Here is a 26279-nt window from a genome sequence, read left to right on the forward strand (position 1 = left end):
CCGGTCCCGGCGGCGGGCGAGTGTCCCGGCCGCGCCTCGGAACTGTCCGTGATCCGTAACAGACGGATCCCGCGCCCGGTCCGGGCCGTCCTGCCATGTGCACCGGGTGCGCAGAGCTTCGGCACGGCAACGCACCGGCACAGCACAGGCATCGGCACGGCAGGGGGCGGACGGACATGGCGCGGCATGGTGGACGGGGATGGTACGGCAGGGTGGTCGCGGCGGCGCTCGGGGTCACGGCGGTGGCCGCCGCCACGTCGGTGTGGACGGCGCAGGCCGGCCAGACCGGCGGCGGGCCGGCCGGCCCGGGAGCCTCCGCCCGGGCCGCCGCGCCCGAGGCACAGCCCGTGTCCGTGACCATCGCCCACGCCTCCGACCGGGGCGAGCACGCGGTGAACATCACCATCGACGACGGCCCGGACCCGGTCTGGACCCCGCAGGTGCTCCAAGTGCTGCGTGACAACGGCGTGAAGGCGACGTTCTGCATGGTCGGCACCCAGGCCGAGGCGCATCCGGAACTGGTCCGGCAGGTGGTGGCCGCCGGGCACCGGCTGTGCGACCACACGGTGTCGCACGACACCACCATGGACACCAAGTCCCAGGCCTACCAGGCGCAGCAGATCGAGGACGCCGAGCGGCAGATCACCAAGGCGTCGGGCGGGGTACGGCCGATGTACTACCGGGCCCCCGGTGGCGCGTTCACCCCGTACAGCCGGAAGCTGGCGGCCTCGCACGGGATGCGCCCGCTGGGCTGGAACGTCGACTCCAAGGACTTCGAGCGGCCGGGCAGCGACGCGATCATCGCGACCGTCGAGCGGGAACTGCCGGGCGGGCCCACGATCCTCTTCCACGACGCGGGCGGCGACCGCTCCCAGACGGTGACGGCCCTGCACACCCTGCTGCCCCGGCTGAAGCAGCAGGGATACGCCTTCGGTTTCCCGGTGCGTTGACCGGCCGTCCGGTGCGCTGACCCGCTCCTCCCGCTGCGCTGCCCGCCGAACCGCTCGGCGGGCGGCGCGCGTTGCACGGGGTGTGTCCCGCGGTCACAGAGTGGTGGAGACCTCTTGTGGCGTGTTCATGCAGTCCCTAGCCTCCGATGTGTTGTGCACAGCGAAACCACCATTGCGCATGTTGCAACGCCTCATCGGAGGAACACTGCATGAAGCTGTCCGTCCGTCTTGTTGGGCTCACCGCGCTCGCCACCGCCCTCGTCGCCGCCTGCGCGCCCCAGACCTCCGGCACCTCCTCCGCCTCCGGCAAGGACGAGAAGACCGGCACCCTGCGCGTCTGGCTCTTCCAGGAGGTCGACAACCAGCCCAAGCAGCGCGTCGTCGACGCGGTGACCGCCGGCTTCGAGGCGGCGCACCGCGGCACCGACGTCACCGTCGAGTACATCCCCGTGGAGACCCGCGCCCAGCGCGTCAAGGCCGCCTTCAACGACCCAGAGTCCGCGCCCGACGTGATCGAGTACGGCAACACCAACACCGCCGGTTATGTACGGGACGGCGGACTCGCGGACGTCACACGGGAGTTCAACGCCTGGAGTGAGGCGAAGGACACCGATCCGACAGCCCGGCAGTCGGTCACCGTGGACGGCAAGGTCTACGGGGCACCGTACTTCGTCGGCGTCCGCGCGCTGTACTACCGCACCGACGTCTTCCGCGAACTCGGCCTCCGCGCACCGAGGTCGCAGGCCGAGCTGATCTCCACCGCGAAGAGGATCCGGGCCGCGAAACCCGGCCTGTACGGCCTGGCCGTCGGCGGCGCCTACACCTACGGCGCGATGCCGTTCATCTGGGCCGATGGCGGTGATCTGGCCACGGACAAGGGGGGTGCGTACGCCTCCGCCATCGACAGCCCGGCCGCCCGGAAGGGCATCGAGGCGTACACCTCCCTCTTCGGCGACGACAACTGTCCCGCCGCCAAGTGCGCGGGCATGGGCGGCAACGACACCGTGACCGCGTTCGCCTCCGGGAAGGCGGCCATGGCGATCGGCGGCGACTTCAGCCACGCCGCCGTGGAGGCCGGGAAGGTCAAGGGGAAGTACGCGGTGGTGCCGCTGCCGGGCGTCGAGCCCGGCTCGATCGCGCCGGCGTTCGCGGGCGGCAACAACATCGGCCTCCTGAAGAGCACGTCGCACCGCACGCTCGCCGTGGACCTGATGAAGCGGCTCGCCTCGAAGAAGACACAGGGGGAGCTCTTCGACGCGATGGGCTTCCTGCCGACCTTCACCGACGTACGGCAGCAGGCCGCGGCCGAGAAGCCGTACGTGAAGCCGTTCGTCCGGACCCTCGCCGCCGGTACCCGGTTCGTACCCGCCTCGCCCGCCTGGGCCCAGATCGACTCCTCGCTGGTGCTGCCCACCATGTTCCAGGAGATCGTCAGCGGCAGGAAGGACGTCGCGGCGGCTTCCGCCGACGCGGCGAAGAAGATGGACGACGCGTTCGGAGCCGCCAGGTGAGCCGGCTGACGGCGCCTTCCGGGGCGGAACGTGCGGAGCCTCGGCGGGTGCGGGTGGTCCACGGCCCGTCGCGCCCACGCGGCGGCAGCCGCACACCGGACAGGGCCCCGCGCCCCTCGGGTGGGTGGACCCCCTGGTTCTACCTGGCACCCGCACTGCTCGTTCTGGGCGGCCTGCTGGCCTACCCCGTCTACCAGCTCGGCCTGATCTCGTTCCTGGAGTACACCCAGGCCCAGGTCAGCGGCGGGGAACCCACCCGCTTCCTGGGCCTGGCCAACTACACCGAACTCTTCGCCGACGACCAGTTCTGGCAGGTGCTGCTGGCGACGGTCGGCTTCGCGGCGGCCTGTGTGGTCTGCACACTCGCGGTGGGCTGCGCGCTCGCCGTCCTGCTCACCCGGGTCCGCGCGGTCCCGCGGCTCGCTCTCCTGCTGGCCGCGCTCGGGGCGTGGGCCACCCCGACCATCACCGGCTCGACGGTCTGGCTGTTCCTCTTCGACCCCGACTTCGGCCCGGTCGACCGCCTCCTGGGCATCGGCGACTTCTCCTGGACCTACGACCGTTACAGCGCCTTCCTCCTGGTCCTGTTCGAAGTGGTCTGGTGCTCCTTCCCGTTCGTGATGGTCACCGTCTACGCCGGCATCCGCGCGGTGCCGGCCGAGATCCTGGAGGCCGCCGCCCTGGACGGCGCCTCGCAGTGGCGGATCTGGCGCTCGGTACTGGCGCCGGTCCTGCGACCGATCCTGGTCATCGTCACCGTCCAGTCGGTGATCTGGGACTTCAAGGTCTTCACCCAGATCTACGTAATGACGGGCGGCGGCGGCATCGCCGGGCAGAACCTGGTCCTGAACGTCTACGCCTACCAGAAGGCCTTCGCTTCCTCGCAGTACAGCCTCGGGTCCGCGATCGGCGTCGTGATGCTGCTGATCCTGCTCGCGATCACGCTCGGATACCTGCGGCTGCTGCGCCGCCAAGGGGAGGAGCTGTGAGCGCCGTACGCGGCCGGGCGGTACGGCGGCCCTGGCGGCTCGCCGCCGAGGCGACCGCGCTCCTGGTCGCCGCCGTCGTCGCCTTCCCCCTCTACTGGATGCTGCTCGGCGCGCTCAAACCGGCCGGGGAGATCGAGTCCACCGAGCCGAGGCCCTGGACGGCTTCGCCTTCGCTGGACTCCTTCCGGCGCGTGTTCGAACAGCAGGAATTCGGCCGGTACTTCGTCAACAGCCTTGTCGTCGCGGTGAGTGTCGTCATCGCCTCCGCGCTGATCGCCTTCCTCGCCGCGACCGCCGTGACGCGGTTCCGGTTCCGCTTCCGGACCACCCTGCTCATCATGTTCCTGGTGGCCCAGATGGTGCCGGTGGAGGCGCTCACCATCCCGTTGTTCTTCCTCATGCGGGACCTCGGCCAGCTGAACACGCTGGGTTCGCTGATCCTGCCGCACATCGCCTTCTCGCTGCCGTTCGCGATCTGGATGCTGCGCGGGTTCGTGAAGGCCGTTCCGGAGTCCCTGGAGGAGGCCGCGTACCTCGACGGGGCGAGCCGCGCGCGCTTCCTGTGGCGGATCCTCCTCCCGCTGGTCCTGCCGGGCCTGGTGGCCACGAGCGTGTTCTCCTTCATCTCCGCCTGGAACGACTTCCTGTTCGCCAAGTCGTTCATCATCAGCGACACCTCGCAGTCGACCCTGCCGATGGCCCTGCTGGTCTTCTACAAGCCCGACGAGCCGGACTGGGGCGGGGTCATGGCGGCGTCCACGGTGATGACCGTTCCGGTACTGGTGTTCTTCGTCCTCGTGCAGCGGCGGCTGGTCTCCGGGCTGGGCGGAGCGGTGAAGGACTGACCTGCTCCGAGCCCTTCCCCGCCCTTCCTCACAGGCATGTTGAAACGGCAATCAAGAAACAGCACAAAACACCATTTAGTGGACATGCCTCCTGGCAAATCGGGCAATCGGGTTGGTGTCGAAGCCACCGCACTCATCCGCACCACCGGCATGGACCTGGAGCACGCCATGATCATCAAGAAGATGCACGAGTTGGGCATCCGCAGTGAGCACGCCTACCTGGCCGGCATGGCCTCCATCGGCCTCACGCTGGCCGCGTGGATAGGCTCTCTGAAGATGGAACCCGGCACCGGCCTGGACCGCGCCGACCGCTGGGGCATCTTCGTCGGCGAATGGGCACCCACCTTCTTCGGCCTGGGTCTCGCCCTCTCCCACTACGAACAGCAGGACGGCACCCTCACCGCGAACAACGTGCACGAGCTCCGCGAACGGCAGAGGGCCGGCTGAACGCGTCGACGACAGCGTCGCCTCGGCGGGGCGGCGCTGTCCCCGCGTGCTCACGCGACGGCGGGGGCGCCGATCAACGCGGAGGCGGCCCGTCCGACCGCTGACGTGGGAGGATGGGGACATGGGCATCCTCCGCAGGAACAACGTCCGGATCATCGGGCAGGAGTCCGGTCGGACCATGATCCTCGCGCACGGCTTCGGCTGCGACCAGAACCTGTGGCGCCTTGTGACTCCCGGCCTGGCGCGGCACTTCCGCCTGGTGCTGTTCGACTACGTCGGCTCCGGCCGCTCCGACCTGGCCGCCTGGCAGGAGGAGCGCTACGCGACCCTGGACGGTTACGCCCAGGACGTGGTGGACGTCTGCGCGGAGCTGGACCTGCGGGACGCCGTGTTCGTGGGCCACTCGGTCAGCGCCATGGTCGGCGTCCTGGCCGCCGCGGCGGTACCGGACCGGATCGGCTCCTTGGTCATGGTGTGCCCCTCCCCCTCCTACATCGACGAGGAGGACTACCGCGGCGGCTTCACCGCGGCGGACATCCACGAACTGCTGGACTCGCTGGAAGCCAACTACCTCGGCTGGTCCGCGGCCATGGCCCCGGTGATCATGGGCAACCCCGACCGGCCGGAACTGAGTGCGGAGCTGACCCACAGCTTCTGCGCCACCGACCCGGACATCGCGCGCGTCTTCGCACGCACCACGTTCCTGTCCGACAGCCGGCAGGACCTGAAGACGGTGACCGTCCCCACCCTGGTCCTCGAATGCGAGCAGGACGTCATCGCGCCCAGGGAGGTCGGAGCCTACGTCCACGCCGCCGTTGCCGGCAGCCGCCTGATCACGCTGGCCGCCACCGGCCACTGCCCGCAACTGAGCGCTCCCGAAGCCACCACCCGGGCGATCACCGCCTTCGTGGAAGAGCTGGACTGATGTCCGGCTCCGGCCCGGCTCCTCCACCCCCCGGGGAGGCGTGGCCGCGCATCGGCACGGACGTCACCGCCCTGCTGGAGGACAGCACGGAGGAGCTGTACGAATCCGCCCCCTGCGGTTACCTGTCGACCCTGATGGACGGCACGATCGTCAAGGTCAACAAGACGCTGCTGGGCTGGCTCGGCCTCTCCCGGGAGGAGGTCGTGTACCGCCGGCACTTCGCCGACCTGCTGACCGTGGGCGGCAAGCTGTACCACGAGACCCACTACGCACCGCTCCTGGGCATGCAGGGTCATGTGGGCGGCATAGCGCTGGAGATGAAGGTCGCAGACGGGTCCCGGCTTCCGGTGCTGATCACATCGGCCGTGAAGCGCGGCACCGACGGCCGTCCCCTGCTGATCCGCACGACCGTCTTCGACGCCACCGACCGGCGTGCCTACGAGACCGAGCTGCTGCGCGCCCGCCGCGCGGCCGAGGAGGCCCGCCACCAGGCGGAGGCCGACCGCGAGCAGCTGCGCGAGGCACTGGCCGTACTCCAGCAGAGCCTGCTCCCGGCCGGTCTTCCGGTGGTGCCCGGCGTGCAGACCGCCGCCTACTACCACATGGCCTCCCCGATCCAGCTGGGCGGCGACTTCTACGACCTGTTCCCCCTCGGCGACGACCGCTTCGCGTTCTTCCTCGGGGACATCTGCGGAAAGGGACCGAAGGCCGCGGCGGCGACCTCCCTCGTCCGCTACACCCTGCGCACCGCGGCCTTGCACGGGCTCGGTCCCGAAGCCGTCCTGTCCACCCTCAACTCGGCACTGCTCGAACGCTACGGCGGCGGGGACCCCCGCTACTGCACCGCCGTCTTCGGCACCCTGGAATCCACAGGGCGGAGCGTCCGCGTCCTCCTGGCCTCCGGCGGCCACCCGCCCGCGCTGCTGCTGCGGGCGGACGGCCGGGCCGAGTACCTGCCGACGCCTGGCGGACTGCTGGTCGGGGCCTTCCCCGACGCCTCCTTCACGACGATCCGCACCGCTCTCCACCGCGGCGACACGCTGTTGCTCTACACCGACGGCCTCACCGAGGCGCGCACGGGAGAGAAGAGCGGCCTGTACGGCTACGACGCGCTTCAGTCGTTCGCCACCGAGCTCGCCCCCGCGGACCCGCGCACCGTGATCGACGCCCTCATCCGCCTGCTCGTCAGCTTCGGCGACGGACTGGACGACGACACGGCCCTCCTCGCCCTCGGGCGCCCGCGTCACTCCGGCACCGCCCAGTCCGGGACCCTGACCAGGTGAACGGGTACGCGGCTTCCGGCGGGGCCGAGCCGGCGGACGCGCTCAGGGTGGCGCCGACGCCGCGGACCGCGGTGGCGTGGCTGCCGCCGCCGGAGCTCTGGCCGGCGATCCAGGAGATCCGCTGGGAGCACGATCCGCAGGTGCGGCGGTGGCCGCCGCACGTGAACCTGCTGTTCGGCTTCGTACCGGAGGAGGAGTTCGAGCGGGCCCTGCCGCTGCTCTCCGCCGGTGCGGCACGGAGTACGGCGTTCGGGGCGCGCCTGGCCGGGGTGCGCGCCTTCCGGCACCGGCACTACGCCACGGTGTGGCTCGACCCGGCCGCGGTCGACCCGGCGCCCTGGGCCCGTCTGCACCGGGAACTGCGGCTGGGGTTCCCGCTGTGTCAGGGACGCGGCGAGCGTTTCACCCCGCATCTGTCCCTCGGCCGCACCCGGGACCCGAACCGCCTCGCCGCCGAGTGTGCCGTGCGACTCGGCACGCTGACGGCGGTGGTCGAGGAGGTCGTCCTTCTCTCCCGGCGCGACGACGGTCCCATGCGCCCCCGCGCCGTGATCACCCTGGGCACGGGCGAGGTGCACCGGACGCAGGAGTACTGAGGGACCGGAACAGGCCCTGGCAGCCGCCCCAGCCGGTGGCGACCTGATCACCCTCGGCTGGTCCTCCGGAGCATCCCGAGGGGCGACGGCGAGGGCGGAAATCCGCTGGCCGGACCGTCCGGCACGATGCTGGGATGGGGCGATGCGAGCGAACGACGCGACGGTGGTGGACCGGGGGCGCTACCCGGACGCGGTGACGCCGTGGGAGCAGGGGGCCTGGCGTGCCGCGGCCCTCGACTGGGTGGCCGGTCACCTCACCGCCCACGGCCTGCGCGCCGAGGGCGCCCTGGGGGTACGGCTGCGTCCGTGGTCGGTGCTGGTCCGGGTGCCGGTCGGTGGGCGGCGGGACGCAGGGGAGCCGGCGGCCCGCGCCGGGCAGGCCGCCGTCTGGTTCAAGGCGAATCCGCGGGCCAGCGCGTTCGAGGGGCCGCTGGCCGACGCGCTGGCCCGCTGGGTGCCGTACCATGTGCTGCGCCCGCTGGCCGTCGACGCCGAGCGCGGCTGGACACTGCTCCCCGACGGCGGTGATCTGTTCCGGACCGTGCTGGACCGGGAGCCGGTCGGGCCGCGCGACTGGGAAGCCCTGCTGCGCCAGTACGCGCGCATGCAGCACGCCCTGGTCCCGCACGCGTCCGCGATCGAGCGGCTCGGTGTGCCCGCCGCCCGGACCCCCGGCCTGCCCGAGGTGTTCGACAGGCTGCTGGCCGTGAACTCCGCGCTGGCCCCGGACGAGCGGGCCCGGCTGGAGCGCCTGCGGCCCCGGGTCGCGCACTGGTGTGCCGAACTCGCCTCCGTCGGCATCGCGGACACGCTTGACCACGCCGACCTGCACGACGGCCAGCTGTTCCGGCCGGCACCGGGCCGGTTCACCTTCTTCGACTGGGGCGACGCGGCCGTCTCCCACCCGTTTTGCAGCCTGCGCGTCCCCGTCGAGCGGGCCTGCGACCGCTACGGGCCGCAGGTGCTGCCCCGGCTGCTCGACGCCTATCTGGAGCAGTGGACGGGCGCCGGCCGCACGGCGGCGGAGCTGCGGCGCGCGGCGGAACTCGCCTGGCGGCTGAGTGCGCTGGGCCGGGCCGCCTCCTGGGGCCGCATGTTCCCCGGTACCGCCGGCGGCCCCGAGCCGGGGGCCGCGGAGAGCGCCGCGTGGCTGCTGGAGCTCCTGGCCGAGCCGCCGTTCAGGGCCTGCTGAACGCTCTTCGCGGCGGGGGGCGGGTCAGCGCAGCGGGGTGCCGCCGGTCGCGTTGAGGATCTCGGCGGTGATGAAGCTCGCCTGGGGCGAGGCGAGATACACGTAGGCGGGGGCCAGTTCGGCGGGCTGGGCCGGGCGGCCGAGCGGGCTCTGCTTGCCGAACTCCGCCGTGTCGGGCATGGTCGCCGGGATGAGCGGGGTCCACACGGGTCCCGGCGCGACGGCGTTGACGCGGATGCCGCGTTCGGCGAGCATCTGGGCCAGCCCCTGGGTGAAGGTGACGATCGCGCCCTTGGTCATCGCGTAGTCCAGCAGGTGCGGGCTGGGCTTGTACGCCTGGACCGACGTGGAGTTGATGACGCAGCCGCCGGCCGGGATGTGCGGCAGGGCGAACTTGGTCAGCCAGAACATCCCGTAGAGGTTCGTCCGCATCACCCGGTCGAACTGCTCGGTGCTGATCGACTCGATGCCCTCGGGCTGGGACATCTGGTAGGCGGCGTTGTTCACGAGGACGTCGATACGACCGAACTCGGCGACCGCCCGGTCGATCAGCGACCGGCAGTTGTCCTCGTCGCGGATGTCGCAGGACACGGCGACCGCCTTGCGTCCCGCGTCCTCCACCAGCCGGGACGTCTCGCGGGCGTCCTCCTCCTCGTCGGCGAGGTAGGTGAAGAGCACGTCGGCGCCCTCGCGGGCGAAGGCGATCGCGACCGCCCGGCCGATACCGGAGTCCCCTCCCGTGATCACGGTCTTGCGGCCGTCGAGACGGCCGGCGCCGTGGTAGGACTCCTCGCCGTGGTCGGGCGGCGGGTCCATCGGGCCGGTCCAGCCCGGGTGCGGCTGGTCCTGGGAGGGGAAGTCGGGGCGGGCGTGCTGTGTGACCGGGTTCGGACGATCACCCTGCTGGTCCGTCACGGTGGCCTCCTGTGCCTCGGGGGACGGGACAGGCCACCGGGTTCCCTCCTGGCGCCGGGTGAAAAGCGTTCCGCGCAGGTCAGGCCGTGGACGTGTCCGGCCCGCCGGCGCGCATCCGGTCCCTGCGGGCGAGGTTGTACATCCGCAGGAGGTGCTTCGCCACGGCACAGGGCGCGGCGTCGGCGTGGCACTGGCGGCAGGTCCGCATGTGCTGCTCGTAGGTGAGGCGCGCGTCTTCCAACGCGTCGTTGACAGAAGACATGGACTTCTCCGGGCAGGGCGCGTCGCGGGGACGGCACCGAGTTGACTGACTGGTACACCCGGAACAAGGTGATCATGTTACTGCCGGTACTGGGAAACTCGCGCCGCGCCCTCTCACCCCGGCGGGCCGAAGCCGAAGTTCCGCTTCCTCGTTGCCCCAGGCGGCCCGGTACGCCGGTGCAGCCGCTCCCCTCACAGAACGGCCGGCCCCGCTCGGCTGCGTACCGCGCGCACCGGCGCCACATCCTGCCGGGTGGCAGTGGCCGCGCTGGTGACCACGACCACGACGCACCCGGGCACGGAGCCCGAAGCCGCCCCTACCGCCCCCGCCCCCGCTCCGCGCGAAGCGCCCGCGCGTGGTTCAGGAACGCGGTGAGGCCCACCTCGAAGGCCCGGTCGGCGCGGCCGTCGCCGACCGCCGCGAGCGCCTCCGCGAGGCGAGGCGTCGGCACGCGGTCCGTCAGCTCCCACATCGTCTCGGGGGCGGCCATGTCGAGGGCCGAGCCCAGCACCAGGTTCTCCAGGGCGATGACCAGCGGCATGATCTCCGCCTGCTCGAAGCCGGCGGCGAGCAGCACGCCCACCGCGCGCTCGTACTGCTCCAGGACCCTGGGCGCACGGACGGGCGAGGTCATCAGCAGCGGGATCGCCCGGGGGTGGGCGGCGAACGCGGCCCGGTAGGACCGCGCCCAGGCCTCGACGGCAGCGTCCCACGGGGTCAGCTCCAGCGTGGCCGGGTCGATCGCCGCGCAGACGCGTTCGCGCAGCAGTTCCACGATGCCGTCCCGGCCGTCCACGTGGTGGTACACCGATCCGGTCTGCGCGCCGAGCCGGCGGGCGATCCCCGGGACGCTGAAGTCACCGGTCTCGTCGATCAGCCGGAGCGCCGTGGTGGTGATGCGCTCGCGGTCGAGGAGCGGTGTGCGCGGCCGTCCCATGGTCAGCGATCCCCCTGATGTCGTTTCGAGGTCTTCCCGGATGCCCAACGGCAGGTTACATTGCCGAAACCGAAAGCCTTTAGGTTTACGGCTCCGGGTGCCCGCCATCCCTCCGGGCTCCCGCTCCGGGTGCCCGCCACCCCCTCGTGCTCCCGGAACACACCCGTCCGGACGGCCCACCCCCGGCCCCGCCCGCCGGTGCCCGCGCACCCGGCTGCCCCACCACCGCCGATCCCCTCCCCCTCCGCCGCCAGAAGGGCCCGCCCGTATGTCCGTGACCACCGCCGAACTCCCGGAGGAGGACGCGTCGTCCGGCGCGCCCGGCCTCCGGTCCGGCTCCCTCGGCACCTCCGACATCGCCTTCTTCGTCGTCTCCGCCGCCGCCCCCCTGACGGTCATGGCCGGGGTCGCCCCGCTCGCCATCCTGCTGGGCGGCATCGGCGCGCCCGTCGGCTATCTGCTGGCCGGGCTGACCCTCGCCGTCTTCGCCGTGGGCTTCACCACCATGAGCCGCCATGTCACCGACGGCGGCGCCTTCTACGCCTACATCACCCGGGGCCTCGGCCGGCCGGTCGGCATCGGCGCCGCCCTGCTGGCCCTGGTCGGCTACAACGGCATGGAGATCGGCGTCTACGGCCTCCTCGCCACCACCACCCGCGACACCGTGCACTCCCTGTTCGGCTCCGACGTGCCCTGGCTGCCGGTGTCGCTGGCCGGCCTGCTGCTGATCGGCTACGGCGGTTTCCGTTCGATCGACTTCGGTGCCAAGGTGCTGGGCGTGCTGCTCGTCGCCGAGACCGGCATACTCGTCCTGCTCGCCGGCGGGGTCCTGCTGAAGGGCGGCGCCCACGGGCTGTCCCTCGCCTCGCTGGCCCCGGCGCACGTGTTCGTGCCCGGCACGGCCGCCGTCCTCGCCTTCGCCTTCGCGGCGTTCACCGGGTTCGAGTCGACGGTCATCTACCGCCGCGAGGCCCGCGACCCCGAGCGCACGATCCCGCGTGCCACGTACGCGGCCGTCGGATTCCTGGGCCTGTTCTATGCGTTCGTCGTCTGGGTCGCCGTCCAGGCGTTCGGCGACGCGCAGGTCGTACAGGCGGCGGGCAAGGACCCGGCGGGACTCTTCTTCACCGCGATCACCACCTATGTGGGCGGCTGGGCCGCCGATCTGATGCACGTCTTCATCGTCACCAGCGTCATCGCGTCCCTGCTCGCCTTCCACAACGCGATCAACCGCTACGCCCTCGCCCTGGCCGAGGAGGGCGTGTTGCCCCGCCGGCTCGGCCGCATCCACCCGCGGCACCGCTCCCCGTACGTCGCCGGCGTCGCCCAGACCGTTCTCGGCGCGCTGGTCGTCCTCGCGTTCCGGGCCGCCGGAGCCGACCCGTACCAGCAGTTGCTGCTGTGGGTGAACACCCCGGGGATGATCGGCCTGTTGCTGCTCCAACTGCTCGCCGCGATCGCCGTGCCCTGCTGGTTCCGGCGGATCCGCCACACGGAGGGCGTCGTGCGCACGGTGGTGGCGCCGGTCCTCGCCACCGTCCTGCTGGCGACCGCGATCGCGCTGGTGGTGAGCCACATCGACCTGTTCACCGCCGCGTCCCCGGCCGTGAACGTGCTGCTCGTCGCCGTGGCCCCCGCCGTCTTCGCCCTCGGCCTGCCGCTGGCGTGGTGGCTGCGCCGCAGCCGCCCGGACGTCTACGCGACGTTCGGCACCGAGACCACCGAACAGTCCTCGTGAACAAGGGAGTTCCTGGCATGCCCGCTGCCGATCTGATTCTCGCCGGTGCCCAGGTGCGCACGCTCGACCCGGCCCGCCCCACCGCCACGGCCGTCGCCCTGCACGACGGAGTGATCACCGCGGTGGGGACGGCGGACGACGTACGGGACTGGCGCGGCCCCGGCACGGAGGTCGTCGACCTGCACGGCGCGCACCTGGTGCCGGGCCTCGTCGACGCCCACAGCCACCCCGTGTGGGGGCTCGACATGGCGACCGGCACCGACCTGTCGGGGGTGACGGACCTGGCCGGACTGCGCGCGGCACTCGCCGGGGCCGAGCGGGTGGACGGCTGGGTGGTGGGCTACGGCCTGGACCACAACGCCTTCGAGGGCCGCCCGGTCCACCACGAACTGGTGGCGGACGTCCTGGACGGCGCCCCCGCCTTCCTGCGCCTGTACGACGGCCACTCCGCCCTCGCCGACGAGGCGGCGCTGGCCGCCGCCGGGGTGACCGGTCCGCGCGCCTTCGACCAGCGGGCCCAGGTGGTGTGCGACGCGTCCGGCCGGCCCACCGGGCATCTGGTGGAGCACGCGGCGATGGACCTGGTGGCGGACGTCGTCCCCCGGCCCTCGTACGCCGAACGGCGGGCCCGGCTGGTGGAGTTGCTGTCCGCCATGGCCGCGACCGGGCTGACCGGCGCACATGTGATGGACGGCGGCGACCTGGACCTGGTGGCGGCGGTGGCGCGGGAGACGGTGCTGCCGGTGCGGCTGCGGTTCGCGCCCTGGTGCATGCCGGGCGCGGACGCCGATGCCCTGCGGGAGCTGGTCGAGGCGCAGGGCAGGGGCGGCCGGCACTGGGTGGTCGGCGGGGTGAAGTTCTTCATGGACGGCACCGTGGAGGGCGGCACCGCCTGGCTGGAGCACCCGGACTGCCACGGCCAGGGCACCGACGCGTTCTGGCCGGACCCGCACGCGTACGCCGAGGCGGTGCGCACCCTGCACGCGGCCGGTGTCCGCACGGCCACGCACGCCATCGGGGACGCCGCCGTCCGGCACGTCCTGGACACCGTGGCCTCGCTGGGCCCGAGCGGGCACGGCGCGCACCGGATCGAGCACATCGAAACGGCACCCGACGAACTCCTGCCCAGGTTCGCCGAGTTGGGGGTCGCGGCCTCCCTGCAACCGCCGCACACCGGCTACACCCGTGACGACGCCACCGACGAGTGGTCGCGCCGGCTGGGCGGTGACCGGGCGGCCCGTGCCTGGCGGCTGCGGGACCTGCGGGAGGCCGGGGCCACGGTGGCCCTCGGCTCGGACTGGCCCATCGCGCACTACGACGTGCGGGCCGTACTGGCGACGGCCCGCCGGCCCAAGGGCATGGCCGCGCACCGGCCGGGCCTCACGGCGGTGCAGGCACTGGAGGGCTGCACCAGCCATGCGGCCACCGCCGTCGGCGAGGCCGATGTCGCGGGCCGGATCGCGCCCGGCCGCCGCGCCGACCTCACCGCGCTGTCCGTGGACCCCGTGCGGGCGTCCGCCGACGAACTCACGGACGCGCCGGTGGTGTTGACGGTGACCGGGGGGTATGTGGCGCACCGGGACCCGTCGGCACCGGGTCTGTAAGATCGTCGTACGGCATCGCGTGCCGGTCACCGACCGGGTGAGGCATGGAGGTGCCCGTGAGATTGCCCTCGGAGGCATTCCACTCATGTCAGTCGAGTTGAACCACACCATCGTCCACGCCCGGGACAACCGGGAGTCCGCCGCGTTCCTGGCCCACATCCTGGGGCTGGAGGCCGGCCCCGAATGGGGCCCGTTCGTCCCGGTCGCCACGGGCAACGGGGTGACCCTGGACTTCGCCACCATCCCGGCGGAGTCGATCGTCATGCAGCACTACGCCTTCCTCGTCTCCGACGAGGAGTTCGACGCGGCCTTCGCCCGCATCCGGCAGGCCGGCCTCACCTACTACGCCGACCCGCACGGACGGCAGCCGGGCGAGATCAACCACCACCACGGCGGCCGGGGCGTGTACTTCATGGATCCGGCCGGACACGGCATGGAGATCATCACCCGCCCCTACGGCAGCCACCCGCAGCCGTCCGGGTCCTGAGCGGGCGGGCGGGCCGGGGCCCGGGCCCCGGCCCGCCCGGTCGGCCGCTGCGGATGGTGGCACGGCACACTGTGGAAGTGAACGACTACCCCCTGGTCGACCAGGACCCCGCTCCGCAGTGGTACGGCCGGCTGCGGGTGCGGGCCGGCGACCTCTCCCCCGCCGACTGGCTGACCCGATCGGAACTGGGCGCGCTCGGCACGGTGGCGGGCGTCGCCGCGCCGGGTTTCGCCGCCTACGCACGGATCCTGCACCCGGCCCAGCTGGACGAGCGGCCGGTGCGCTGGTCGACGGTGGCCGCCGCCCACGGCACGCGCGTCACTCCGGTCACCCGCTGGCACGAGGTGATCGGGGCGGACCAGGACCACGTCGACCGCTCCGACCACGGCCTGCCCGGCGTGTGGGACGAGCACCCCGGACAGGGGCCGACCCCGCCGGACGTGGCACGGGCGCTGCTGCCCGTCCTGGCCCGGCACACGGGGACCCCGGACCGGTGCTGGTTCGGGCTGTGGTGCGGGTACGGCCGCTGGGACTGGGGCCGGTTCGCCACGTTCGGGACGCCGGGCCGGGACGAGGTCCTGCTGGCCGGCCCGCTGGCCGACGCCGTCTCCCCCGTGACGCTGGACGAGTTCGCCGAGCTCCCCGACCTGTGGTGGCCGCAGGACCGCGCCTGGATCGTGGGCGGAGACGTGGATCTGGTGAGCACGTACGTCGGCGGTTCGCCGGAGCTGATCGCCGACCTGCTGGCCGCGGCGGACCTGGAGGTCCATCCGGTGTCCCCCGGCGACCTCGTCGGCTGAGCGGCGCTCCCGCGTTCCCTCACCGTGGAGCAGTGGCTACGGCGTCACGACGCTGCCGCCGAAGGTCACCGCCAGGCGGCCGTCGGAGGCGAAGGACCAGCCGAGGGCGCCCGCGTACGAGGCGCAGCGGGAGCCGTTGGTGCCGGTCCAGAACTGGTTGGAGCCGTCGGCGTTCCCGATGGTCTTGTCGTTGGAACCGCTGACGGCGAAGCGGCAGGAGGTGTTCGTCCGGAACACCGAAGTGCCCGCGTCGAAGGAGAAGTTGCGCTGGGCGTTGTCGATGCCGACGTTGCTGGAGATCGTCATCGTGCCGGGGTTGCTGTTGTAGGTGAACCCGTGGTGCCCGTTCTTGTAGGCGATGCTGTGCTGGACGACGTGGTTCACGGCGATGTCGTCGCCGCCGAGCTTGTAGCCGTTGCGGTCGCCGTTGGAGTTGACGGTGCCGTCGCTCAGCGTGCCGTTGTTGTAGGACAGGGAGTACTCGATGGTCACCGGGCCGATGGCGCCGGTGTCGGTCTTGGTGTACAGGTCCCAGCCGTCGTCGATGTTGTGGTGGGAGACGTCGTAGCGGAAGACGTTGCCGGTGCCGGTGGTGAGCTTCGCGGCGAATCCGTCGGCGTCCTCGCCGCCGGAGTCGGCGTTGTCGTGCGACTCGGAGCTGACGATCAGGTTGTTCGACGGCCACTGGGGCCTGGGGGTGGTGGAGGCGATCCGGCCGAGCTGGAGCCCGGTGTCGCGGTTGTAGGCGGTCACCACGCGCTCCACGACGTTGTTGCTGCCGCCGACGTAGATCCCGTTGTCGCCGGCGTGCTCGACCGTGAGGCCGTACAGCCGCCAGTATTCGGCGAACAGATGGAGGCCCCGGTTGGACGGACTCTCGCTCTGCGCCGAGAAGTTCAGCACCGGCTTCTCGCCCGGGTAGGCGGACAGCGTCGTGCGGGCACCGGATGTGCCGTTTCTGCCGGCCGGGATGGTGATCGTGGAGGAGTACGTGTACGTCCCGCCGCGCAGGTAGATCGTGCCGCCGGGGGTGATCCGGCTGATGGCCGAGGTGAGGGTGGTGGGGGCGGACTCCGTGCCGGCCGCGCCGTCGGTGCCGGCCGGTGACACGTAGAGGACGGTTCCGGTGGCGGCCGTGGCCACGTCGGCGTCGAGGTAGTCGAGGTTGGGCAGGCCGTCGGCGGTGGTGGGGGTGAGCCGGATCGTGTTGCTGCCCGCCTTGACCGGCACGGTGAGCGTCTTGGTCGTCCAGGTGGTCCAGGCGCCGACGGCCTCGAACGACGCGGTGGTGGCCGTCGTGCCGTTGACCGCGACGGTGGCGGGCCGTGCGCCGGCCGTCCCGTTGGCGAAGCGGATGCCCAGGGTGGCGGTGCCCGCACTGGCGGCGTCCATGGTGAACTGGGCGTACGCGCCGGAGGTGTTGGTGCCGTTGCAGAACCCGTTGCCGGAGTAGCCGGTCCAGTCGGAGTCGACGGTGCCGGTGCAGACCGCGGTGGAACTCTCGGCCTCGTACCGGGTTGTGGCGGCCTCGGCCGTGATGCCGGGCAGCGCGACGAGCGCGCCGGCGAGCAGACCGGCGCATGCGAGGGCTGATCTCGGGTGCATCGGTGTGTCTCCCTGCGGGTTGGCTCGGCTGTGCGGATGCGAGTGGTCCAGGGGGATGAACCGGCCGACCGGTCATGGCATGGTGAACGATGACGGAAAGCGCTTGCCCCTGGACCTTCCCGACGGCAGGGAAACGTCATGGACGCGTCAACAGCCGCGTACATGATGCATATTCAGGTAAGTGAATTCCCGGGCTGCTGCCCCGAGTTACTCGCCGGGGGCGAGGGTGCGGGCCACGACGGCCGCCGCGTCGGCGATCAGCGCCTCGTCCACCGGGGCGTCCGGGGTGGCCTTGCCGGACAGCACCGCCAGCACGACCGGGGTCCGCCGGGTCGTCCAGGCCACGCCGATGTCGTTGGCGGTCGCGTAGTCGCCGGTACCGGTCTTGTCCGCCACGGCCCACTCCTTCGGCAGCCCCTTGCGGAACCGTGCCGAGCTCGTGGTGTTGCCCTTCAGCCAGCCGACGAACCGCTCGCGGTCGGCGCGGGCCAGCGCCCGGCCCAGGGTGACGCGCTCCAGACTCGCGGCGATCGCCTCCGGGGTGGTCGTGTCGCGCGGGTCCCCGGGGATCGCGGTGTTCAGCTCCGGCTCCCACCGGTCGAGCCGGCTCACCTCGTCGCCGAGCGACCGGTAGAAGCGGGTGAGTCCGGCCGGGCCGCCCAGCTCCCGCAGCAGCAGGTTGCCGGCCGCGTTGTCGCTGTACTGGATCGCCGCCGCACAGAGGCCGGCCACGGTCATGCCGGTCGCCAGGTTCTCCTCCGTGCGCGGGGAGTTGGGCAGGAGGTCGTGCGGCGGGTAGTGCACCACCCGGTCCAGCGGCGCGCACCCGGCCCGGTCGCTCAGGACCGCCGCCGCGGCGAACGCCTTGAACGTGGAGCACATCGGGAACCGCTCCCCCGCCCGGTGGGACACGGTCCGCCCGGTACGGACGTTGCGCGCGTACACGCCGAGCCGGGCACCGTGGCGTCGCTCCAGATCGGCCAGCTCGGCTCGTCCGGCGCGCGATGCGGCGTCCGGGCTCGCGGAGGCGGCGGGCGCGGAGAGGGCGGTGGTGGTCACGGCGGCGCCGGTGAGCGCGAGGCCGGCCTTGATCAGGCGGCGGCGCGGCAGTCGGGTGCGGCGGTCGAGATCGGTCATGGGTGAGGTCCTCCCAGGTCGGCCCGTCATCGGGGTCGGTCGGCGGGGTCGGTCGGCGGGGTTCACTCCGGCGTCGGTCTTCACCGGCGGCCGTCGACGGGGACAGCGAAACAGCGGGAGGCCACTCATGTCCAAGAGGGAACTTTGAAGATCCCATACCGTATTGATATGAATGCAGGGTGGATCTCCTGGCACACCTGGAGGCGTACGTGGCGACGGCCGACGAGGCGAGCTTCTCCCGGGCGGCCGACCGGCTCGGAATCGCCCAGCCGCTGCTCAGCCGTCGTATCAAGACGCTGGAGGCACACTTCGGTGGCTCGCTCTTCGACCGGTCGCGGCGGCAGATCGCGACCACCGAGCTGGGCCTGCTGCTGCTCCCGTACGCCCGGGACGTGCTGGACCGGGCCCAGCGGCTGCGGCAGGTCGCCCGCTCGGCCCGGCGGTCCCGGGTGTGCGCCGTCGGTGTGCCCGCGGACTGCGCGCCCGCCGCGCTGGCCCGGGCCCTCCGCGCCGGCACCGAGCACGGGATCACCCTCGGCATGCGGGAACTGCCGCCCCTGGAGCGGGCTTCCGGGCTGGCCGACGGCTCGCTCGGGTACGCGCTGGTGCGCGAACCTCCGGAAGGGGCCGCGTTCCGGGTGCCGTTGGGGCTGGCGTCCGCGCCGGTGCCGGAGGGCAGCGGGGGCGGGGCCGCGCGGCGTACGGTCCACCTCGAAGAGCTACGGCCACGCCGCGGTCGCGCCGCCGGACCCGTCGCACCACCGCCCCTGCTGCTCCTGACGGAGGACCAAGTGCCGTACTTCGAGGAACGGTTGTATCGGGCGGCCGCGCGCGCCGGACTGCCCGAGAGCCGGATCCGGCCGGCCGGACCGGCGGCCACCGCGCTCGCCGAGACGCTCGCGGGGAGCGCGCTGCTGCTGTGCACCGAGCCGTTCGCGCGGCAGCACGGGGCCCATTGGAGACCCCTCGCCGACCCCGCCCTGCACCGGGGGTACGACGTGAGCGCCGCCCGGGGCCGCGACAGCGCGGGAGCCGTACCGGGCTGGCTGGCCACGCTGCTGGCGTCGGCCGTGGACGCGACGCCAGCCCGGCGTGGGGGGCCGGGGGCGGGGGTCGGCCCCGAGGACGCTCGCGCGCGGCTGGCGGCTCGCGGGTGAGCGGGGCGGGGGCTTGCGGATGAGTGGGGGAAGGGCTCGGGGACGAGTGGGGGAAGGGACTCGCGGATGAACACGGCAGACGGCTCGCCGAGGAACTCGGTGGGCAGCTCACCGGGAGAGACACGGCGGGCGGCTCCCCGGCGGGCGCCGTGCCGGACGGCACGACGGACGGCACGACGGGCGGCTCGCCGATGAGTACCGCACGCCGCTCACCGAGCAGCGCGGCACCGGCGCACCGGCCGGTGTACGTCGGCGACGACCGGGCCCTGCTCGATGTCGCCGAGGGCATCGCCGCGGACTGGGCGGCGCTCGGCGTCCGTGGCTCCTTCCTCGCCCGTGACCTCGGCACCGGTGAGCAACTCGGTTTCGACATCGAGGAGTCGACTCCCCTGGCGTCGGTGGTGAAGGTCCCGCTCGCCCTGGTCGTGCTGGACCGGATCGCGCACGGGGACCTCGACCCCGCGCACCCGGTCACGGTGGATCCCGGCACCAGCAGCGTCGGCCCCACCGGGCTCGCCGCCTTCCGGTACCCGGCCACCGTGGCCGTCGGCGACCTGCTCGCGCTCATGCTGTCGGTGAGCGACAACGCCGCCGCGGACGCGCTGCTGGACCTGGTGCCGGTGGCGGACGTCGACGCGCGGCTGCGCGCCTGGGGCTGCGACGGGATCCGGATGCGGCACCGGATGAACCACCTGTACGAGTGCGCCGCCGGTGCCGCCGGCAACGACTTCTCCCTGGCGCTGGAGCTGGCCGTCCGGGACGAGGGGGCGGGCCGGCACACCATCGAGACCCTGGACCCGGCTCATGCCAACGCCGGCTCGGCCGCGGCGCTCGTCGGCCTGCTGGAGCGCGTGTGGTGCGACGGCATCGCCGGTCCCGGGGCGACGGCGGAGCTGCGCCGGCTGATGGGGCTCCAGGTGTTCACGCAGCGGCTGGCGAGCGAGTTGCGGACGGACACGCTGCGGTGGAGCGGGAAGACGGGCACGTTCCTGCATCTCCGGCACGAGATCGGGGTCGTCGAGGCGGAGTCCGGGGAGCGGGTGGCGATCGCCGCGCTGACCCGGGCCGGGCGGCGGGCGGGGCTGGCTCCGGACATCGACCTCGCGATCGGGGTGGCGGGGCGGGAGGCGTTCGAGGCGTTGCGGAAGTAGGGGGCTGTCGCGCGCCGGCGCCACCGGACGGGAGAGTCACCGCACGGCTGCGGGTTTCCGGTGGCCGGCCGCTCCCGCGCGGCGGAGCCGCACAGGGACACCGCACCGCGCCCCCGGCGGGCGTCGTCCTGACCGGCGTTCCGTGGCACCGGTCAGGGCAGCAGCCGTTGTTCCTTCGCCACCGCCACCGCGCCCGCCCTCGTGTCCACGCCGAGCTTGTCGTAGATGCGCCGCAGGTGCGTCTTCACCGTGGCCTCGCTGATGTAGAGGGCGCGGGCGATGGCGTGGTTGGAGAGACCTCGCGAGAGGTGGGTGAGGATGTCCAGTTCGCGGGGTGTCAGGGTGGGGCGCGGGTTGCGGAGACGGGACATGACACGGTCGGCGACCGGGGGCGATAGGGCCGGGCGGCCCTGGGCGGCGGCGTGGATCGCCGTGAACAGGTCCTCGGCGCGCTCGGCCTTCAGCAGGTAGCCGGTGGCGCCCGCGTCGACGGCACGGGTCACGTCGGCGTCGGTATCGTACGTGGTGAGGACCAGGACGTGCGGGGCGGACGGCTCGGCGCGCAGTCGGCGGGTGGTCTCGACGCCGTCGATGCCCTCGCCCAGTTGGAGATCCATGAGCACGACGTCCGGGGCGGTCTTGCGCGCCAGGGCGAGCGCCTCCTCACCGCTGCCGGCCTCGCCGACGACCTCGATGTCCGGGGCGCTGTGCAGGAGCGCCAGCAGTCCGGCGCGTACGACGGCGTGGTCGTCGCAGACGAGGATGCGCACCGGTGCCGGTGCGGCCGTCTCGGGGGTGTGGGTCATCTCGGCTCCAACGGGATCGCCGCCGACAGCGCGGTGCCCTCGCCGGGCGCCGACTCGATCGTGAGGGTGCCGCCCAGCTGGCTCAGGCGGGCGCGGATGGCGGGCAGGCCGTGGCCGCGTGCGTCGGCCGGGGCGGCTCCGGGGGCGGACGGGGTGCGCGGGGTGCGCGGGTCGAAGCCGCGGCCGTCGTCCGTGACGTCGAGGACGATCTGGTCGTCCAGGCAGGTCAGGGTGAGGGTGGCGGTGGTGGCCGCCGCGTGTTCGCGGACGTTGGCGAGGGCGCCCTGGGCGATGCGCAGCAGTGCCGACTCCACGGGGGCGGGCAGCGGGACGGGCGGGCTGCCCTCGGTGTGGACGCGGACGGTGAGCGCGGGTGTCGTCTCGCGCTCGGCGACCGCGCGCAGGGCCTGGAGCAGGCCGCCGCCCTCGGCCAGGTCGGCCGGGGTCAGGTCGTGGACGAAGCGGCGGGCCTCGGCGAGGCTGCGCTCGGCGATCGCCGCCGCCGTACGGACGTGGTCGCGGGCGGTGCCGGGCGCGGTGTCCCAGAGACGGTCGGCCGCCTGGAGCAGCATGCGCTGGCTCGACAGGCCCTGGGCGAGGGTGTCGTGGATCTCCCGGGCGAGCCGTTCGCGTTCGGCGAGGGTGCCCTCGCGACGTTCGGTGGCGGCGAGTTCGCGCCGGGTGCGGACCAGGTCGTCGATCAGGGCGTCCTGACGCGCCGCCTGACGCTGCATGACGACGAACACGGTGGTGGCCACGGCGGCCACCGCGGGCGGTGCCAGGAGCACGTTCGGGTCGGGCCAGCCGGCCAGGCCGAGCTGGGTGGCCACCGCGAGCGCGGTGAGGAGCGCGACCAGCGGGATCGCGGTGCGCGGCGGGAGGGTGCGCAGGCCGGTGTAGAAGAGCGGGACCGCGCACCAGGCGAAGCTCGGGGCGAGGACGACGAGGAGCGCCCAGGCGGCGACGACCAGGCCGAGCCAGGTGAGGCGGCGCGGGGTGGGCCGGGTGCCGAGGGCGGGGCCGAGGACGTAGAGCGCGGCCAGCAGCGCGGACAGGGCGATCACCCAGGGGGTGTGCGGTCCGTCGGCGTGCCGGGCCAGGTAGCGGGCGGCGGACGCGGACAGCAGCACGAAGAACGCCGTGTGCATGACGATGGTGAGGGCACGGGTGTCGTCGCGCTCGGGTACGGCCACCGCGAGCACCTCGCTCTCCGCGCTGAACTGGGCAAACACCCTCCATTGTGCCCACGCCCCCCAACCTCCGGGGTCATCCGATCGGATGACCCCCAGGACATCCGGTCCGGCGACGGAACCCGGCCGGCACCGGGTCGAGGATCGGTTCCGGGAGCGACTCCGCCCCCGGCCCAGCCCCTACCGGAAGGTTCCTCAGCATGCCCAGCCGTAAGAAGCCGTCCCTGCGTGCCCGCGTTCTCGTGGGCGGCGCCGCCCTGGCCGTCGCCGGCGCCGGTGTGGTCGGCACGGTGGCCGCCAACGCCGCCGACTCCACGGACGCCACGCCCGCCGCCGCTCCCGTCACGGCCCGCGGCGGAGAGCTGACCCAGAGCACGCACCTCACCCTGGACGCCGCGACGAAGGCGGCGCGCGCCGCGATCGATGCGGCCGAGAAGGACGGCCGGCACGTGTCCGTGGCCGTCGTCGACCGGAACGGCAACACGCTGGTCATGCTGCGCGGAGACGGGGCGGGTCCGCAGTCGTACGTGTCCGCCGAGCGCAAGGCGTTCACCGCGGTGTCCTGGAACGCGCCGACCTCCGAGCTGACCGGGCGGCTGGCCCAGGCGCCGACCCTGAAGGACATCCCGGGCACGCTGTTCCTCGCGGGCGGCACGCCGGTGACCGCCAAGGGCGCCCCGGTCGCGGGCATCGGCGTCGCGGGCGCTCCGTCGGGCGACCTGGACGAGCGGTACGCGCGGGCGGGCGCGGCGGCGCTGGGCCACTGACACGCCCGGTCCCGCCGGACAGCAGGACGTCCGGGTCCGCCCGACGGGGGCGGACCCGGACGTGCTGTTCGACGGGTCGGGCGTGGTGGAACCGGTCGGTCAGACGAGGTCGAAGCGGTCCGCGTCCATGACCTTGTTCCAGGCGGCGACGAAGTCCTTGACGAACTTCTCCTTCGCGTCGTCGCTGGCGTACACCTCGGCGAGCGCGCGCAGCTCGGAGTTGGAGCCGAAGACGAGGTCGGCGCGGCTGCCGGCCCACTTCACCTCGCCGGTGGCGGCGTCGCGGCCCTCGAACGTGGTCTGGTCCTCGGAGGTCGCCTTCCACGCCGTACCCATGTCGAGCAGGTTGACGAAGAAGTCGTTGGTGAGGACGCCGGGCGTCGGGGTGAGGACGCCGAGCTGCGACTGCTGGTGGTTGGCGCCGAGGACGCGCAGACCGCCGACGAGGACGGTCATCTCCGGGGCGCTCAGGCCCAGCAGGTTCGCCCTGTCGAGGAGCAGGTACTCGGCCGGCACGCGGTTGCCCTTGCCGAGGTAGTTGCGGAAGCCGTCCGCGGTCGGCTCCAGCGCCTCGAAGGACTCGGCGTCGGTCTGCTCCTCGGTCGCGTCGACACGGCCCGCCGTGAACGGCACCTGGATCTCGTAGCCGGCTTCCTTGGCGGCCTTCTCCACGGCGGCGGCACCGCCGAGGACGATGAGGTCGGCCAGGGAGACCTTCTTGGCGCCGGAGGAGGCGTTGAACTCCTGCTGGACGTTCTCCAGGGTGCGCAGCACCTGGGCCAGCTGGTCGGGGTCGTTGACCTCCCAGGCGCGCTGCGGGGCGAGGCGGATGCGGGCGCCGTTGGCGCCGCCGCGCTTGTCGCTGGCGCGGAACGTCGAGGCGGACGCCCACGCGGTGGTGACCAGCTGGGACACGGACAGGCCCGATTCGAGCAGCTTGGTCTTCAGGGTCGCGATGTCCGCGTCGTCGATCAGCTCGCCCTCGCGCTCCGGCAGCGGGTCCTGCCACGGCAGCGTCTCCTGCGGGACCTCCGGGCCGAGGTACAGCGACTTCGGGCCCATGTCGCGGTGGGTGAGCTTGTACCAGGCGCGGGCGAAGGCGTCCGCGAACTCGTCCGGGTTCTCGTAGAACCGGCGGGAGATCGGCTCGTAGATCGGGTCGAAGCGCAGCGACAGGTCGGTGGTCAGCATCCGCGGGCGGTGCTTCTTCGACGGGTCGTGCGCGTCGGGGATGATCTCGGGAGCGTTCTTGGCCACCCACTGGTGGGCGCCGGCCGGGCTCTGCTCCAGCTCGTACTCGAACTCGAACAGGTTCTTGAAGAACCCGTTGCTCCACTGGGTCGGGGTGCTGGTCCAGGTGACCTCCAGGCCGGAGGTGATGGCGTCCCCGCCCTTGCCGGTGCCGTAGGTGCTCTTCCAGCCCAGGCCCTGGTCCTCCAGCGAGGCGGCCTCGGGGTCGGGGCCGACGTTGTCGGCGGGACCGGCGCCGTGGGTCTTGCCGAAGGTGTGGCCGCCGGCGATCAGGGCGACGGTCTCCTCGTCGTTCATCGCCATGCGGCGGAACGTCTCACGGATGTCGCGGGCCGCGGCGATCGGGTCCGGGTTGCCGTTCGGGCCCTCGGGGTTGACGTAGATCAGGCCCATCTGCACGGCGGCGAGCGGGTTCTCCAGCTCGCGGTCGCCGGTGTAGCGCTTGTCGTCCAGCCAGGTGGTCTCGGGACCCCAGTAGACGTCCTCCTCCGCCTCCCAGACGTCCGCTCGGCCGCCGCCGAAGCCGAAGGTCTTGAAGCCCATGGTCTCCAGGGCGACGTTGCCGGTGAGGATCAGCAGGTCGGCCCAGGAGATGCTCTGGCCGTACTTCTTCTTGACCGGCCACAGCAGACGGCGGGCCTTGTCGAGGTTGCCGTTGTCCGGCCAGCTGTTGAGCGGGGCGAAGCGCTGCTGGCCGGCCCCGGCGCCACCGCGGCCGTCACTGATGCGGTAGGTGCCGGCGCTGTGCCAGGCCATACGGATCATCAGCGGGCCGTAGTTGCCGAAGTCGGCGGGCCACCAGTCCTGCGACGTCGTGAGCACCTCGGCGATGTCACGTTTCACGGCCGCGAGGTCGAGCGACTCGAAGGCCTCGGCGTAGTCGAAGTCCTCGTCGAGCGGGTTCGCCACGGCCGGGTTCTTCGCCAGGATCTTCAGGTTGAGCCGCTCCGGCCACCACTGGCGGTTGCCACCACCCTGGGCCGGGTACAGGGCCCGGTCGTGCGCGACGGGGCAACCGCCGCTCCCCTCCTCCGACTTCGCGTCTGTGACGATCGCGTCATGGTTCTCAGTCATGGAAATTCCTTCCGAACTGTGCGGAACTCGGTGCTCAGGAACTGCGGCCGGTGGAACAGTCGGGGCACAGGCCCCAGTACACGACCTCGGCCTCGTCGATGGTGAAGCCGTGGTCGTCCGCGGCGGTCAGGCAGGGCGCGTCGCCGACGGCACAGTCGACGTCGGCGACGGCGCCGCAGGACCGGCACACGACGTGGTGGTGATTGTCGCCCACGCGCCCCTCGTACCGGGCCGGGTGGCCGGCCGGCTCGATACGGCGGACGAGACCCGCCGCGGTCAGCGCGTGAAGAGCCTCGTAGACGGCTTGCAGGGAGATGTGGCCTACGCGATCGCGGACTCCGGAGGCGATCGCCTCGACGCCGAGGTGGTCGCCGTCCCGGACGGTCTCCAGCAGCGCGACGCGGGCTGCCGTCACGCGCAGGCCGGCACCGCGGAGCTCCTCGGCGGTGGTCGGGGTCGGGGAGGCGGTCATGCGGCCGAACCTATCCTCAAAAACACGAGGGATTCAAGAAAACGAATAGTCCAATTTTGGCCGTCTGTCGTCGCCCCACGTCCACTTCCCCGCCCACCTTCCGCCCGCCGCACCACACGCCGGACGTTTGCACATGCATACACCTTCCCGGTCAGCCGGAGGCCGGTCCCGGGCGTTCCCGCATCATG

The 26279-nt window shown here is 72.6% G+C and carries 25 protein-coding genes; 16 read left to right on the plus strand and 9 right to left on the minus strand.

Features of this window, described 5'->3' with window-relative positions; genetic code table 11:
* Positions 1-176: 176 nt before the first annotated feature.
* The 9 genes from IE294_RS19060 (at position 177) to IE294_RS19100 (ending at position 8738) form a co-directional block, all read left to right on the plus strand.
* Positions 177-950 (plus strand): polysaccharide deacetylase family protein, encoded by a 774-nt coding sequence (locus IE294_RS19060; RefSeq protein ID WP_189887619.1) that lies wholly within the window; start codon positions 177-179, stop codon positions 948-950.
* Between the two features lie 209 nt (positions 951-1159).
* Entirely contained in the window at positions 1160-2461 is a 1302-nt protein-coding gene (locus IE294_RS19065; protein ID WP_189887621.1) for an extracellular solute-binding protein, read from the plus strand.
* 47 nt (positions 2462-2508) lie between these two features.
* Positions 2509-3450: a carbohydrate ABC transporter permease gene (locus IE294_RS19070; protein ID WP_189887623.1), complete on the plus strand. Its 942-nt coding sequence runs from the start codon at positions 2509-2511 to the stop codon at positions 3448-3450.
* Positions 3447-4295: a carbohydrate ABC transporter permease gene (locus IE294_RS19075; RefSeq protein WP_189887625.1), complete on the plus strand. Its 849-nt coding sequence runs from the start codon at positions 3447-3449 to the stop codon at positions 4293-4295. The genes IE294_RS19070 and IE294_RS19075 overlap by 4 nt, the downstream gene beginning before the upstream one ends.
* Positions 4296-4463: 168 nt before the next feature.
* On the plus strand, positions 4464-4742 hold the full coding sequence (locus IE294_RS19080; protein WP_189887865.1) for a hypothetical protein: 279 nt from the start codon (positions 4464-4466) through the stop codon (positions 4740-4742).
* A gap of 121 nt (positions 4743-4863) precedes the next feature.
* Positions 4864-5667, plus strand: coding sequence for an alpha/beta fold hydrolase (locus IE294_RS19085; protein WP_189887627.1), 804 nt, complete (start codon positions 4864-4866; stop codon positions 5665-5667).
* The gene (locus IE294_RS19090) at positions 5667-6950 is read left to right on the plus strand and encodes a SpoIIE family protein phosphatase (protein ID WP_373315832.1); all 1284 of its coding nucleotides are present in this window, start codon (positions 5667-5669) and stop codon (positions 6948-6950) included. Before IE294_RS19085 ends, IE294_RS19090 begins: the two co-directional genes overlap by 1 nt.
* Positions 6947-7546: a 2'-5' RNA ligase family protein gene (locus IE294_RS19095; RefSeq protein WP_189887629.1), complete on the plus strand. Its 600-nt coding sequence runs from the start codon at positions 6947-6949 to the stop codon at positions 7544-7546. Before IE294_RS19090 ends, IE294_RS19095 begins: the two co-directional genes overlap by 4 nt.
* A gap of 142 nt (positions 7547-7688) precedes the next feature.
* Entirely contained in the window at positions 7689-8738 is a 1050-nt protein-coding gene (locus tag IE294_RS19100; RefSeq protein ID WP_189887631.1) for an aminoglycoside phosphotransferase family protein, read from the plus strand.
* A gap of 24 nt (positions 8739-8762) precedes the next feature.
* Here IE294_RS19100 and IE294_RS19105 read toward each other — a convergent pair whose 3' ends face one another.
* From IE294_RS19105 to IE294_RS19115, 3 genes are all read right to left on the minus strand, one after another.
* Positions 8763-9653, minus strand: a complete 891-nt coding sequence (locus IE294_RS19105; RefSeq protein ID WP_189887633.1) for an SDR family oxidoreductase — start codon at positions 9651-9653, stop codon at positions 8763-8765.
* Between the two features lie 79 nt (positions 9654-9732).
* A complete protein-coding gene (locus tag IE294_RS19110) occupies positions 9733-9915 on the minus strand; it encodes a hypothetical protein (RefSeq protein WP_014676820.1) in 183 nt (60 codons plus the stop codon).
* A 316-nt stretch (positions 9916-10231) separates the two neighbouring features.
* A complete protein-coding gene (locus IE294_RS19115) occupies positions 10232-10852 on the minus strand; it encodes a TetR/AcrR family transcriptional regulator (RefSeq protein WP_189887635.1) in 621 nt (206 codons plus the stop codon).
* 268 nt (positions 10853-11120) lie between these two features.
* On the opposite strand from IE294_RS19115, the gene IE294_RS19120 reads away from it, so the two are divergent.
* The 4 genes from IE294_RS19120 to IE294_RS19135 all read left to right on the plus strand — a co-directional run bounded on the left by IE294_RS19120 (position 11121) and on the right by IE294_RS19135 (position 15481).
* A complete protein-coding gene (locus IE294_RS19120) occupies positions 11121-12590 on the plus strand; it encodes an APC family permease (protein ID WP_189887637.1) in 1470 nt (489 codons plus the stop codon).
* 17 nt (positions 12591-12607) lie between these two features.
* Complete coding sequence (locus tag IE294_RS19125) at positions 12608-14194, plus strand: amidohydrolase (protein ID WP_189887639.1); 1587 nt, start codon at positions 12608-12610, stop codon at positions 14192-14194.
* Between the two features lie 85 nt (positions 14195-14279).
* Complete coding sequence (locus IE294_RS19130; RefSeq protein ID WP_189887641.1) at positions 14280-14681, plus strand: VOC family protein; 402 nt, start codon at positions 14280-14282, stop codon at positions 14679-14681.
* Positions 14682-14758: 77 nt separating this feature from the next.
* Entirely contained in the window at positions 14759-15481 is a 723-nt protein-coding gene (locus IE294_RS19135; RefSeq protein ID WP_229917221.1) for a hypothetical protein, read from the plus strand.
* A 36-nt stretch (positions 15482-15517) separates the two neighbouring features.
* Here IE294_RS19135 and IE294_RS19140 read toward each other — a convergent pair whose 3' ends face one another.
* Entirely contained in the window at positions 15518-17086 is a 1569-nt protein-coding gene (locus tag IE294_RS19140; protein WP_189887644.1) for a right-handed parallel beta-helix repeat-containing protein, read from the minus strand.
* Between the two features lie 207 nt (positions 17087-17293).
* A complete protein-coding gene (gene bla, locus IE294_RS19145; protein WP_189887646.1) occupies positions 17294-18223 on the minus strand; it encodes a class A beta-lactamase in 930 nt (309 codons plus the stop codon).
* 179 nt (positions 18224-18402) lie between these two features.
* On the opposite strand from bla, the gene IE294_RS19150 reads away from it, so the two are divergent.
* Positions 18403-19380, plus strand: a complete 978-nt coding sequence (locus IE294_RS19150; RefSeq protein WP_189887648.1) for a LysR family transcriptional regulator — start codon at positions 18403-18405, stop codon at positions 19378-19380.
* Between the two features lie 23 nt (positions 19381-19403).
* Complete coding sequence (locus IE294_RS19155; RefSeq protein ID WP_229917222.1) at positions 19404-20531, plus strand: serine hydrolase; 1128 nt, start codon at positions 19404-19406, stop codon at positions 20529-20531.
* Between the two features lie 152 nt (positions 20532-20683).
* Here the strand turns inward: IE294_RS19155 and IE294_RS19160 are convergent, their stop codons facing one another.
* Both IE294_RS19160 and IE294_RS19165 read right to left on the minus strand, forming a co-directional pair.
* Positions 20684-21337: a response regulator gene (locus IE294_RS19160; protein WP_058083298.1), complete on the minus strand. Its 654-nt coding sequence runs from the start codon at positions 21335-21337 to the stop codon at positions 20684-20686.
* Entirely contained in the window at positions 21334-22485 is a 1152-nt protein-coding gene (locus IE294_RS19165) for a sensor histidine kinase (RefSeq protein WP_229917231.1), read from the minus strand. Before IE294_RS19165 ends, IE294_RS19160 begins: the two co-directional genes overlap by 4 nt.
* Before the next feature lie 242 nt (positions 22486-22727).
* Between IE294_RS19165 and IE294_RS19170 the strand changes: the two genes are divergently transcribed.
* Positions 22728-23294: a GlcG/HbpS family heme-binding protein gene (locus IE294_RS19170; RefSeq protein WP_189887650.1), complete on the plus strand. Its 567-nt coding sequence runs from the start codon at positions 22728-22730 to the stop codon at positions 23292-23294.
* 99 nt (positions 23295-23393) lie between these two features.
* On the opposite strand, the gene katG is transcribed toward IE294_RS19170, so the two are convergent.
* Together katG and IE294_RS19180 are read right to left on the minus strand one after the other, a co-directional pair.
* Positions 23394-25619, minus strand: coding sequence for a catalase/peroxidase HPI (gene katG / locus IE294_RS19175; RefSeq protein WP_189887652.1), 2226 nt, complete (start codon positions 25617-25619; stop codon positions 23394-23396).
* 34 nt (positions 25620-25653) lie between these two features.
* Positions 25654-26091: a Fur family transcriptional regulator gene (locus IE294_RS19180; protein ID WP_014676807.1), complete on the minus strand. Its 438-nt coding sequence runs from the start codon at positions 26089-26091 to the stop codon at positions 25654-25656.
* Positions 26092-26279: the final 188 nt, after the last annotated feature.

Source organism: Streptomyces canarius, assembly GCF_014650735.1.
Classification (GTDB): domain Bacteria; phylum Actinomycetota; class Actinomycetes; order Streptomycetales; family Streptomycetaceae; genus Streptomyces; species Streptomyces olivaceoviridis.